General features: G+C 36.1%; 11 protein-coding genes and 1 CRISPR repeat array. Of the genes, 6 read left to right on the top strand and 5 right to left on the bottom strand.

All coding sequences use genetic code 11. The annotated features are described in order from the left end of the window. The 4 genes from NHF50_RS01425 to NHF50_RS01410 all read left to right on the top strand — a co-directional run. The coding region (locus NHF50_RS01425; RefSeq protein WP_252774812.1) for a hypothetical protein at positions 1-828 on the top strand (828 nt) is incomplete at its 5' end. A 28-nt stretch (positions 829-856) separates the two neighbouring features. Next, entirely contained in the window at positions 857-1453 is a 597-nt protein-coding gene (locus tag NHF50_RS01420) for a DUF6705 family protein (RefSeq protein WP_252774811.1), read from the top strand. A 303-nt stretch (positions 1454-1756) separates the two neighbouring features. Then, entirely contained in the window at positions 1757-2386 is a 630-nt protein-coding gene (locus NHF50_RS01415) for a DUF6705 family protein (RefSeq protein WP_252774810.1), read from the top strand. 199 nt (positions 2387-2585) lie between these two features. Next, complete coding sequence (locus tag NHF50_RS01410) at positions 2586-3215, top strand: DUF6705 family protein (RefSeq protein ID WP_252774809.1); 630 nt, start codon at positions 2586-2588, stop codon at positions 3213-3215. A gap of 344 nt (positions 3216-3559) precedes the next feature. On the opposite strand, the gene NHF50_RS01405 is transcribed toward NHF50_RS01410, so the two are convergent. Both NHF50_RS01405 and NHF50_RS01400 read right to left on the bottom strand, forming a co-directional pair. Beyond that, positions 3560-4333, bottom strand: a complete 774-nt coding sequence (locus NHF50_RS01405) for a carboxypeptidase-like regulatory domain-containing protein (RefSeq protein ID WP_109567997.1) — start codon at positions 4331-4333, stop codon at positions 3560-3562. Between the two features lie 84 nt (positions 4334-4417). Next, positions 4418-6211 (bottom strand): DEAD/DEAH box helicase, encoded by a 1794-nt coding sequence (locus NHF50_RS01400; protein WP_109567996.1) that lies wholly within the window; start codon positions 6209-6211, stop codon positions 4418-4420. Positions 6212-6392: 181 nt separating this feature from the next. Between NHF50_RS01400 and NHF50_RS01395 the strand changes: the two genes are divergently transcribed. Further along, positions 6393-7001 carry a trimeric intracellular cation channel family protein gene (locus NHF50_RS01395; protein ID WP_109567995.1) on the top strand — a complete coding sequence of 203 codons (609 nt, stop codon included), beginning with the start codon at positions 6393-6395 and terminating at the stop codon, positions 6999-7001. On the opposite strand, the gene NHF50_RS01390 is transcribed toward NHF50_RS01395, so the two are convergent. From NHF50_RS01390 to NHF50_RS01380, 3 genes are all read right to left on the bottom strand, one after another. After that, positions 6991-7572: a non-canonical purine NTP diphosphatase gene (locus NHF50_RS01390; RefSeq protein ID WP_252774808.1), complete on the bottom strand. Its 582-nt coding sequence runs from the start codon at positions 7570-7572 to the stop codon at positions 6991-6993. The two genes, NHF50_RS01395 and NHF50_RS01390, sit on opposite strands and share 11 nt — an antisense overlap. Before the next feature lie 115 nt (positions 7573-7687). Beyond that, a complete protein-coding gene (locus tag NHF50_RS01385; protein ID WP_252774807.1) occupies positions 7688-10441 on the bottom strand; it encodes a choice-of-anchor I family protein in 2754 nt (917 codons plus the stop codon). A gap of 153 nt (positions 10442-10594) precedes the next feature. Next, complete coding sequence (locus tag NHF50_RS01380) at positions 10595-11827, bottom strand: hypothetical protein (protein ID WP_252774806.1); 1233 nt, start codon at positions 11825-11827, stop codon at positions 10595-10597. A 478-nt stretch (positions 11828-12305) separates the two neighbouring features. Further along, positions 12306-12881: a CRISPR direct-repeat array (repeat unit 44 nt; unit sequence GTTGTGAATTGCTTTCAAAAGTTCTAATTTTACTATGATTTACA). A gap of 77 nt (positions 12882-12958) precedes the next feature. Between NHF50_RS01380 and NHF50_RS01375 the strand changes: the two genes are divergently transcribed. After that, on the top strand, positions 12959-13208 hold a 250-nt coding region (locus NHF50_RS01375), incomplete at its 3' end, for a DUF6705 family protein (protein ID WP_252774805.1).

Here is a 13208-nt window from a genome sequence, read left to right as displayed (position 1 = left end):
GATACCGGAGATACTTGTAAAGGTTGTAGTGATGGCACAATAATTTCTATTCCGGCAACAGAGCCGGCTGAAGTGATAGAAACGCCTTGTGAACAATTGAAAAATACCGCAAACAAAACCGTCTATAAAGTAGACCAAAGTACTACAACAGAAAAGCAACTGCTTACAGAAATAAAAAATGATGTACAACCTACAGGCTCTTGCTATAGCTCCGGTGATGAAAACGGTAATGTGGTTATTAGAGAAAATAACACAAATATGGTACTACCGTTTCATACTGATTCACTTAGTGTAGGGCTATCGCCTTTTAATCTAACAGATGCAAATAATGTAGCGCTCAATATTAGTACTTTTATGCACACCCACGGCACGCCACATTATTCGGTACCGTCATTAGACGATATACATAGTATTTATGCCATGCTAAACAGTGGTAACATTAACGATACCAATAATTTTACGTTTTACATACTTTCTGCTTATGGCACGGTTTATGCGCTACGCATTGAAGATAAGAATGCTTTCGTAAGCTGGGGAGATGCTTTTTTTGGGGGAACGGCTTGGGATACATCGGGAGCAATAGGGAATACAATAAAAGATATGCGTAATGATCAGTTTAGAGAAGCAGGTGTTATAGTCCCCAAGAATGTGCCAAACTTTAATACCAGTACTTATGTTCAAACTAGTGAAAAAGGACTGGCTAAATTTTTAAAGACATCAGGCAATAATGGTATAGGACTGTACCGTTGTTACGACAGTAATTTTAACAACTGGAGCAAAATAGAAATAAATAGTTCGGGGCAAAAAATAGCCACACCTTGCCCGTAAAACAAAATTAAAAAACAACAAAAATAAAATGAAAAATATACTTACATTTTTAGCCTTGTTAAGCATGAGTTTGCTTTCGGCACAAACTATAGTTCCCCTTTCATCAGCCACTCCGGATGATTATTTTAGTGGAAATACTTATATAAAAGATATAAATGGCATGCTTGATCCGTTTGTAGGCACCTGGCAATGGACAGACGGCACCAATACTTTTACTATAAAATTTGTCAAAAAAACGCAATGGAATCCGCAAAATTTTAACCCCTATACCAAGGACGTTATTTTAGGGAGCTATAAAAATATTCAAAACGGAGTTGTTACTTACGACCATTTGAATTTTTCAACAGAAGATGCTGATTTTTTAACTGAAAATTATGCTACTATTATTACATCTTACGATAGTCCAACAATTTTAAATATAAATATGACTGATAAAGAAAAAAACAAAAAGTTATCTGGGTATTTTTACCTTCAATATGACCCCAATTTAACTGCTGTAGGTCAGGTTTTTACGGCTAAATTAGAAGTACACCCTATGGAAAATAGGTTTTCGTCGCCCAATGCTCAGCCTGTACTATCGGGTTATTCTTTTCCGTATACCATGATCCTTACAAAAATGGAGTGATGAAAATAGAGTAAATTATCATATAGGGGAATCTCTTCCTCCTGACTTTTCTTTACCACAGGGTGAGTTTACAATGCTTAAACAAGAAATGGTTTCAGTTACTTTAAGACAATAGTTACAGGTTGCTGTGGCTATTGTCTTTGTTTTAGTAGTGTAATACAGCATTTTTAGGAGACAAAGGCAGTTCCCATAGTGTGTTTCGCTTTACAAGCAAATAGCAGTTTAGACAATTGACACCGATTAGAACTCAATCAGGCAACTAATAATGTGACAACCGTGCCATGCAACTAAAATTAAAAGAAGATGAAAAAAACAGCATGCATACTACTATTGAGCCTTGCTTTTACACATTGTAAAGCACAGAACCCCATAATCCCCAGATTTGATCCTAATTTTTATTTAGGTGATGTAGATGGAGCTTATTATAAAGATGTCGATAATTATTTTGACCAGTTTGTTGGAACCTGGATGTATACGGAAGGAGATACGATATTAAAGGTAACTTTTTTTAAGAAAGAGATGATGTTTAAGAGGAATTCTTATTATGCAGATTATTTAGTAGGTGAATTCCAGTATATAGAAAATGGAGTTGAAAAGGCAAATACTTTAAGTAGTTTGAATATTAACTATACAAGCCCTTATAATTATAATATGTGGTCATTAAGCCAAATGCGGAAAACCAGTTATCCGGTATGCGATGAGTGCGGATCAGATGAAAAGCGTTTGGGTATGTCCTTTACAGAGCCGGCTAATGATGATGATTGCTTGGAAGGTATGTGGGCAATGCGTGTAGTCGTTGAAGGAGGGGTACAAAAATTTAAAGTACAGTTCAGGTTCGAAACAGTTGCCTGTGGTTATAAAGAAGACGGAACACCGTCAACAGCAGATTATTTTTCGATTCCTTTTGGTGATTATACTTTAATAAAACAGTAGTACTACTGTTTTCATTTAGTGATAATAGAGTGTTTTTTATAGGGCAGTGTAATATTTAAGATTAAACAAAAAATAAAGGGATTTACAAACCCCTTTATTTTAAATATTTCGGTTTTCAACAGTAGTAGTTGAACAAAGATTCTACTACTTTTTATAACTCGGTAACAGCACTCCTTGTAACGAATAAAAACTAACGATTATGAAAAAAATATTGTATGTATTACTATTGAGCCTTGCTTTTACACATTGTAAAGCACAGAATCCGGTATTAGGTTTATTTGATGACACTATTGAATTTGGTGAACTTCAAGGAGCTTATTATAAAGATGTCGATAATTATTTTGACCAGTTTGTCGGAACCTGGATGTATACGGAAGGAGATACGATATTAAAGGTAACTTTTTTTAAGAAAGAGATGATGTTTAAAAGGAATTCTTATTATGCAGATTATTTAGTAGGTGAATTTCAGTATATAGAAAATGGAGTTGAAAAGGCAAATACTTTAAGTAATTTGAATATTAACTATACAAGCCCTTATAATTATAATATGTGGTCATTAAGCCAAATGCGGAAAACCAGTTATCCGGTATGCGATGAGTGCGGATCAGATGAAAAGCGTTTGGGTATGTCCTTTACAGAGCCGGCTAATGATGATGATTGCTTGGAAGGTATGTGGGCAATGCGTGTAGTCGTTGAAGGAGGGGTACAAAAATTAAAAGTACAGTTCAGGTTCGAAACAGTTGCCTGTGGTTATAAAGAAGACGGAACACCGTCAACAGCAGATTATTTTTCGATTCCTTTTGGTGATTATACTTTAATAAAACAGTAGTACTACTGTTTTCATTTAGTGATAATAAAGTGTTTTTTTTATAGGGCAGTGTAATATTTAAGATTAAACAAAAAATAAAGGGATTTACAAATCCCTTTATTTTAAATATTTCGGTTTTCAACAGTGGTAGTTGAAGCGATTCGTATCTACATACTTCCGGTTCATTCAACTCAGGATGATTTTTCATCACCTGCTCCTCCAGTTATCTTACCGGTAACGCAATGGATAAAATTAGTGAAACAATAGTAGTTACTTCTAAAAGTAAAGAAAAAACACTAAGGTAGAAGTAAGAAGATTAATTTTAAATATATATTACTTTTACCTGTTTTACTGTTGAGTATTACTTATTTATTCTTTTTCAAAATCTTATATTCTTCATAACAAGCACTGATGGCATCCAGAATTTGAAGGTCATTTGCCGTTTTGATAAAATATTCCGAATAGTTGCAGTTTTGCAGGATCAGAGGGATATCGTCTTTGTCTACTTCTAATAAAGCCGCTAAAGTCTGGCGGTCATATTTAGTTGCCAAAAGTTCCCTGACCGTATCGTCCTGTTTCATTTTTTTGAGCTTTTCCATCTGTTTCGGACGCTTGCCAAAGGTATTGTATAAAAAGTCAGCAGGATTAAAGATCGATTGTAAAACTTTAGTCACGGCTCCGGGAGATTTGTCTCCGGCTTCATAACCGGCATTTAAACCGGAAATACTGTAACGGTAATTGTCTTCATGTACCGGAATGAGATCCGTGTCGACTTCCACATAGCCGGTTAAGTTATAACGCGCCAAAACGACTTCCTCTAGGGCATAAGCTTTTTCGGTTAAGACCACTTTAGATGACTTGTTTTTGATCCAGTCGTGGGTAACCCTTACTTTAATGGTCTCAAAACCTAAATAGGAAAATAATAAAGTATCGTTTGCACGAGCCGGTAATTCAAAAAAACCATTTCCGTCGGTTATAGTCCCTTTTACTAATGATGTATTGATAACGTGAACGTTATTCATGGGTAAACGGGTTTGGCTATTAATAACAGTTCCTTGCAGGTTGGCTACCAAGGTGTCATTTTGCGCAAGAGCAAAATTGGAAAATATAGCTAATAAAAAAACTATAAAATATCTCATTGTTGGGTAAATCTTGATTCAAAAATACGAATCAAACTGAGATATTTTATAGTTTCTTATTATTTTATCTTAAAATTAACGAAACTAGCTTCTTCTGGAGCGTTTTGCCCTGTCAAAAAAGCCTTTCTCAGTATCGTTACTTCTTCTTCCTTTGCGTTCACCGGATGGTTTTCCGTCTTTTCGTCCTTCAAACTTGCGATCAGAATTTCCTCTTCGTTCACGGTTGCCTGAATTTCTTCGGTCTCTTCCGCCATGATCTCTACGCCCTTGATTTCGGCTTCCGTCATTTTTAGAAATTTCCACATTGATCTTGCGCCCTTCTAAACGAATATTGTTCATCGTGTTCATTACACGGTCAACATGTTCAGCATCAGTATTAAAGAATGAAAAACCTTCTTTTACATCTACTTTAAAGATATCATCACGACCTAATTCTAACGTATCGCGTAAGAAATCTTTAAGTGACATCCAGTCAAAATTATCTCTTGAGCCAATGTTAATGAAATAGCGTACAGCTCCGTCAGTAGGGATTTCACCTCTTCTGTTTGAAGAAGTTTCCGCACTGATGTCTCTTGATTTTTTATAGTAAGCTAAGAAACGGTTGAATTCAACGGAAACGATACGTTTGATCAGTTCTTCTTTTGACAAGTCAATTAAAACTTCTTCAATAGCCGGTAAATACGAGTCAATTTCGTGATCGATCTCTACATCTTTGATCTTATTTGCTAAGTGGAACAACTGAATTTCGCAGATTTCAATACCTGAAGGAATCGGTTTTTCTTCGAATTTCGTTTTAATGATCTTTTCAATCTGGTTGATCTTACGCAACTCACTCTTTGTTACAATAACCATAGAAGTACCTGATTTTCCGGCACGACCGGTACGACCGGAACGGTGGGTATAGGTTTCTACTTCATCCGGTAACTGATAGTTGATTACGTGTGTTATATCGTCAACATCAATACCACGAGCAGCTACGTCGGTAGCAACTAACATCTGTATTTGTCGTCCTCTAAACGATTTCATTACAGCATCACGTTGCGCCTGAGAAAGGTCACCGTGTAGTGCAGCAGCATTGTATCCGTCTTCAATTAATTTTTCAGCAATGGCCTGCGTGTCTCTTTTGGTTCTACAGAAAACAACGGAGAAGATATCCGGGTTAGCATCTGCTAAACGTTTTAAAGCCGCATAACGGTCACGAGCATTCACTAAATAGAATTCGTGGGATACATTCTGAGAGCCTGAGTTTTTGTGTCCAACCGTAATTTCAAGTGGTTTACGCATGAATTCGCGTGCAATACGTGCTACTTCCTGAGGCATAGTAGCCGAGAATAACCAAGTTGATTTTTCATCCGGTGTGTCTGATAAAATGGCTGTGATGTCGTCATAGAATCCCATGTTCAACATTTCGTCAGCTTCATCTAAAACACAATAGTTGATGTTTTTGATGTTTACCATACCACGGTTGATCATATCCTGCATTCTACCGGGAGTTGCAACAATAATCTGTGCTCCGCGTTTGATCTCTTTAGCCTGTTCATTAATGTTAGCACCACCGTAAATAGCTACAGTATGTAGTTCTTTTACGTATTTGGAATATTGCTTTATTTCATTGGTAATCTGCAAACAAAGTTCGCGTGTAGGTGAGAGCACCAAAGCCTGAGTTCTTCTGTCATCGACATTGATTTTCTGAATAAGCGGAAAACCAAATGCTGCCGTTTTACCAGTACCTGTTTGTGCCAGTGCAACAATATCAGTGTCTTTTTCCAATAAAATGGGAATCGCCTTTTCCTGTACTTCCGATGGATTTTCAAATCCAAGGTCTTTTATCGCCAGCAGTAGCGATTCATTAAGACCCAATTGTTCAAATTTGTTCATGTATATGTTTAAAAATAGGTGCAAAGGTAGGGCTAATAAATGAGATATGCTAATTTGTTAGTAATTGATTTTTAGTTTGTTAGGTTTGTATGAGTTGCCGAAAGAAAGTAAAGTGATCTTTTGCGGTAAAAATAAGTTTTAAGAAAAAAATAAATGGTGGTACTTTTGCAAAAAATAAATAATGATTCAAATCTTAGATATAATCGGAGTTTTTGTGTTTGCAATTTCCGGGGTTTTGGCGGCGATCAATAAAAAACTGGATCTGTTCGGTGTATTTATCATTGCTTTTGTTACGGCTTTGGGAGGCGGAACATTGCGCGATGTTCTGATAGGAAGGATGCCGGTAGGCTGGATGGAAAATCTGAATTATGTTTACATCATTATTTTGGGATGTATAGTTGCTATAGTATTCAGGAATTATTTGAATAAGCTTCGGGTATCATTGTTTTTGTTTGATACGATCGGTTTAGGAGTTTATACCTTAATAGGGATTGAAAAAGGCTTAGAATACGGTTTGCATCCGACAGTTTGTATCACTCTGGGAACCATTACGGCAAGTTTCGGAGGTTTGATCCGGGATATTTTATGTAATGAAATACCTCTTTTGTTGCGAAAAGGGACTATTTATGCAACGATCTGTATTATAGGTGGCATTTTATTTTTTGTATTACGCTTTTTAGGATTGGAAGATTCCGTTAATGAATTGATCACTTCCCTGTTTATTATTATTTTCCGTTTAATGGCGGTTCATTTTAGTTGGAGTTTACCTGTGATAACAATTAAAAGCTAAGATCATTTAAGAAAGCGATCAGTTTTCGGGTAGCTATTCCTCTGTGGCTTAGTTTGGCTTTTTCGTCCATAGAAAGCTGGGCAAAAGTTACCTTTAAGCCTTCGGGTTGAAAGACCGGGTCGTAGCCAAATCCTTTTTCGCCTTGTTCTTCAAAAATAATTGAACCTTTTGCAATTCCGGGAAAAAGATATTGCGTACCGTTTAAGTTGAGTGCAATAACTGTTTTGAACCGGGCATTCCGATTTGTATTTTGACCTAATTCACTCAATAATTTACGAATATTATCTTTATCGTTCTTTTGTTCGCCTGCATAACGGGCAGAATAAACTCCCGGTGCTCCGTCTAAAGCATCAACTTCTAATCCGGTATCGTCGGCAAAACAATTGTAGCCGTATTTTTCAGTTACATAATCGGCTTTTAAAATCGCATTTCCTTCTATGGTATTTGCGGTTTCAGGAATATCTTCCATGCAACCGATATCTTGTAAGCTTAGTAATTCGATGTCGGCAGGCAACATTTGTTTGATTTCGGCAATTTTATTTTTGTTGTTTGAGGCAAATACAAGTTTCATATCAGTTGTTTTTTCGGAAGTAAAAATACGAATATTAGTTTTAGATTATCCTAAAAAGAAAACTCCTTTCCGGTATAAAACAAGAAAGGAGTTCGGGGGCAGTTATTAACAAATTCTACTCTTTATAGATTTTTAAGGCTTCAGTGTTCTCATTCGTTATAATATAAAAACCTTGAGATAAGCTGTCTAAGTTGATAAAATCAGTATTTTCTTTTTCTAATACTTTTCTTCCGTGAGTATCAAAAACCATTAATTTCTGAACGATTTTATTGAAGTGTACCGTTCCGTTCTTTACAGGGTTCGGATAAGCGATCCATTGTTCTTTTGTTGTAGAAAAATCAGCAGTGCTAAGCGTAACGTTGTTCATTTCATAAATGCTTAAAGTAGCACTTACTTCATTAGCCATAACAATTAAGCCTTTGTTACTTGAATTATCAGCCGGAGCAATGTAGATAATCCCTTCCGGTCCCAGATCACCTCCTAAAGTAGTTGTATTTCTGCTGTTTTGATAGGTTTCAAAGAACGGGTTGTTCGGATCGGTAATATTGTAAACCATTAGACCTCCGGTTCTTTCTAACGTGATAAAAGCATAATGGTTTCCGTTGATCTCAGCTACAGTTACTCCTTCAGGTTCCGGACCTTTATTGTCGCTACGGTTCTTAAAGTTATTGTTGTCGTTGCTGACATTGAATAAGTTTCCGAATGTAGGATCTTCTTTTGTGATATATTCAAAATCATTACCACTGTCATATACTAAGGTTCCTGTGGAGGCATTCCATATACTAAAAGAGCGCCCTCCGTAAACATGAATTTCATCAAAGTCACCGTCATTATCCGTATCACCGGAAGCTAACGTTACTGTAAGTCGGCCTAAATTACTGTCTTTTTTGAGTAGATCGGCATTCGGGAAAACGCTTGGGTCCAGAACATAACTATTACTTTTTATACGAACTTCTTCTGAGTAACCGTTGTAATCTCTTGAATCACCTTCGTTTGCTGTTACGAGATAAGTAGTTCCGCCAACGGTATAGTGTGCGATAGCATCCGGCATATATAAACCTTTTACCGGCCAGGTGCTCATAAAGATAGCACTTAAATTATCAGATGCATCAAAAGCATTCGAAGCCAGCGAATGGTCTTTGGTTCCTAATGGGATAATATCTGTAATTTGATTTGTTGTTAAATTGACAACTGCTAAGGCATTGTTTTCCTGTAAAGTAACCCATGCTGTTGTATCGTCATCAGAAATGGTAATATATTCCGGTTCAAGATCTTGGGAAACCGTTGATCCCGGTCCAAAGATACGAATGCCGTTAGCTTTTAAAGCAGCAATCTGACTGTCAAAGGCATTGAAATTCAATGTAGCCACATTAGCCTGAGCAATATTGTTTAAACCTCCTGAAACGTCGATAATAGAAATTGTACCTTCCGGATCCAGGGTATAGTCATCGTTTGGTTCTCCTTCGTTAGCCGTTACAACTTTGGTTCCGTTATGGGTAAAGGTAAGCATGTCCGGTAAAATACCTACAGTAACCACATCTGTAATCGTACCGTTTGTATCCATAAAAACGACTTTTCCGTTACCTTGAGAAGCTGCTTCTACGGTTGCAGCAACCATTCCGTTTTTTACAGCTATGCTAGTAGCACCGATTCCGTAGGCGGTCATGTCTACTGAATTAATGGGTGAAACAGAGGAAGGGTTAGAAAAATCTAATATTTCAACTTTAGCAGCCGTAGCATTTAGAACGAACAAGCGTTGGGTACCCGGGTCGTGTGCTACGATTTCAGCTGAACCGGAAGCATCTACCGTGTAGCTGCCTAAATAAGAGACCCCTAAGGTGTTAGAACCTGCCGGAGCGCTCATTTCATTATCTAAAATATAAACCAACTGTTGTGTTGTACTACCCAGTGTGATGTTATTCGGATTGTGAAGTGAAACAGCAAAGAAAACATCAATATCAGATGTCAGGTTATCATTTAAGGTAATGGTTATGTTTTTTTGAGATTCTCCGGTCAGGAAAGTTACCGTTTGATCGGAAAAACTGAATTCGTTACCATTTGTGGCATTTCCACCTGCACTAAGCTCAATATCTATAGAACTATCCTGAATAGCGGCTTCTGATAAAGAGATCGAAACAACTACGGTTCCGGCATCTTCCTGAACCACCGAAATAGAGTTATCAAAATTAACCACCGGATAAGAAGTTGTTCCTAATGTAAAAACAGTAGTATCGAAAGGAAGATCCGGAGCCGAACCGTTAGCAGATTGGTCACCGCTACCATCTTCTGAATCCCAATAGTTCATATTGTTAAGAGCGGCTAAAAAAGAAGCCTGAGTTAAGCCTGTTCTCGGACCGTTGTATTGTGCCACATCAGCTCCGTTCGGTAAAACAATAGCAGTAGTACCCAATATAAGTCCGCTATTGTCTAAAGTTCCGAAAGCACCACTGTCATTTGCTATAGCAGCCAGCATAGTACTTACTGTACGTGGGGGAGTACCTAAAAAAGCGAATATAGCCTCACTGGAACTGCTGATCCCTCCGGCATTATTTACCGTAATGCTTCCTACAGAGGGTGTTAAAGCGGAACTGATAGCATTAAAAGTAATGATCGTTCCGGCAGGAATAGTAGTAGCACCGGAATCCCAGGTAAAATCGCCTTCATCTGTTCCGAAAGAAGAACCGTTCCATTCCGAATCGCAGAAAATAATAGAGGTATTGGGTAGTATGTCCTGAAAAGTGACAATTGCTAAGTCATCATTGGCATCAGCATTAAAGCCGACAAAAGCAATATCTCCGGCTTGGGTAACCTGTCCGTAAAAGGCTGTTGTAAATAAAAATAATAATAGTTGTGTAATTTTTGTTTTCATGTAGTATAGTTTAGTAATTAAATTGTGCTAAACTATTGAACGAAAAACAACTGAAAGTTATAAGAAAGTGATTTTAAAATAAAGAAATTTAGTATAAAATTATACTTTGTAAATTTTATATTAGTATAAGTTTAATTTTATAAGATGTATTTTTTAAAAATTGAATCCTAGTCCTAAAGAAATAGTATAACCGGTAAAACCTTTTACAGATCCTATAGTATTATCAAATTTAGAAAAAGAATAGTTGAAACTGCTATACAGAAAGACAACTTTCCCTAATTTGTAGTTTGTGCTGACAGTTAGATCGGTGTAGTTTGTTTTTTCTTCCTTTTCTACTCGTTCAATATCACTATACGTTCCGCCGCTATAAATGGTTATGTTACCGGAACCACCTCCGGCCTTAGCGGTTAGTAAACCATACGTCAGGTCAGTCGTTATACTCCATCTTTTGTGACTATAAGGAATGAAACGCAAGCCTAATCCGAATTTGACCATACCGGCACCACTTCCGTTACCCGAAATAATAATGTTGTTGTAAGTGGTTTTGTATTCCTGATCGGAACTTTCTTTTTTATTCAGAAAACTCAGATTGAATAAACCGCCCCATTTTTTTGAGAACATATAACCGGCGTTAATAGTCCAAATGGTATTGAGTTCGCTGAAATCGATCAATGTTTCCTGATCAAATTCTGTTTGATAGTTTTTATTGATCGTATTATAGCCAATTGCAAAAGAGAATTGTACTTTTCGACTTAATTTACTCAAAGAATTTAGGAATTCGTTATTTTCCTGAACTTCCTGAGCTTTGTTAGTTGTTACGGTTTCGTAGGAAACGGAAGTAGTGCTGTTTCTTTTTTTAGCTCTCAGATTAGTACTGGCAATATCTGCTATAAAGTCTTTATGACAGTTATAAACAGGATCGGTTTTAGAAACCCAAATACTGGCAAAGTAAGTGTTTAAGCTGTTCAAATCACTGCAATTAAAAAGAATATCCGTATTCTTCAGGTATAGATGAACTTTATTCCTGTTGAAAAAGTCCCGGTCAAAAGTTTCTTTTACAATAGTTTCTAAAAAACGGATAACTTCATGGGAATGGCGAATGTTTTGCGGAATTTTCAGATAGTAATAAAAACTATAGTCGGTAGCGAATTCTATTTTTTCATTTTTGATTAGATCCGTTTGCGATCCGTTTTCTAAAGAAACATCTTCCGGTAAAATGATAAAATGAGCACTGATATTAGACATCGGTTGAGGTGTGTTAGAGAACACATACATTTCAATCGGAGTATTTTCTAACGGGAGGACCCTTTTTTCCTGTCCGTAGGTTTTTGCTATAATAGTAAGGAGGAGTAGATTGATAAAATAGTTCAGGTGTTTTTTTCTCATTGTTTAAAAAGAGCTGCTGATTAGTTTTGCTCCCAAAAGTAGGATCGGGAAAGGAATTTTTTGTTTTTTTGGTATTGAATTGAACATTTTATCTTTTTAACAAGCAGATTTTGGCGTAAAGTTCTAATTTTACTATGATTTACAACTAATAGTTCCGTTGTCAGAAGTACAAGATAGTTGTGAATTGCTTTCAAAAGTTCTAATTTTACTATGATTTACAACCTGCTATTTTGGAATATATTGCTAATCTTAGTTGTGAATTGCTTTCAAAAGTTCTAATTTTACTATGATTTACAACACTTTGTTCTATGAATACAATAGAACAATGTTGTGAATTGCTTTCAAAAGTTCTAATTTTACTATGATTTACAACCGCGCCTTTCTTTATTGATTTTGATTTCAGTTGTGAATTGCTTTCAAAAGTTCTAATTTTACTATGATTTACAACAAAAGGAAAACTCAGAGTGAACGGGAGTGTGTTGTGAATTGCTTTCAAAAGTTCTAATTTTACTATGATTTACAACATCCTGCGGATATTAGCGGAGCTAAGCCAAGTTGTGAATTGCTTTCAAAAGTTCTAATTTTACTATGATTTACAACTTTTTATTATTAAGAAATTTTACATTTTTTGTTGTGAATTGCTTTCAAAAGTTCTAATTTTACTATGATTTACAACTTTTTATTATTAAGAAATTTTACATTTTTTGTTGTGAATTGCTTTCAAAAGTTCTAATTTTACTATGATTTACAACGCACTAAGCAGCGCAGCGTTCCTGTCTTTGGTTGTGAATTGCTTTCAAAAGTTCTAATTTTACTATGATTTACAACCAAAACTTATAATGCATGTAGGTTGATTATGTTGTGAATTGCTTTCAAAAGTTCTAATTTTACTATGATTTACAACAGGCTAAAATGGAAGTAGTACAGGATGATCGTTGTGAATTGCTTTCAAAAGTTCTAATTTTACTATGATTTACAGCTAAATCAAATCAATATAGAAGGTGTTAATCGTTGTGAATTGCTTTCAAAAGTTCTAATTTTACTATGATTTACAGCCGGAAGCTGAGCGCGACCAATACGCTACTGTTGTGAATTTTGAATATTAACTATACAAGCCCTTATAATTATAATATGTGGTCATTAAGCCAAATGCGGAAAACCAGTTATCCGGTATGCGATGAGTGCGGATCAGATGAAAAGCGTTTGGGTATGTCCTTTACAGAGCCGGCTAATGATGATGATTGCTTGGAAGGTATGTGGGCAATGCGTGTAGTCGTTGAAGGAGGGGTACAAAAATTTAAAGTACAGTTCAGGTTCGAAACAGTTGCCTGTGGTTATAAAGAAGACGGAACACCGTCAACAGCAGATTATTTTTCGATTC

The sequence above is a fragment of the Flavobacterium sp. NRK F10 genome (genome assembly GCF_024054235.1).
Lineage (GTDB): Bacteria > Bacteroidota > Bacteroidia > Flavobacteriales > Flavobacteriaceae > Flavobacterium > Flavobacterium sediminis.
The sequence above is the reverse complement of the archived record's forward strand: the minus strand, read 5'-3'. Positions and strand labels throughout refer to the sequence as shown.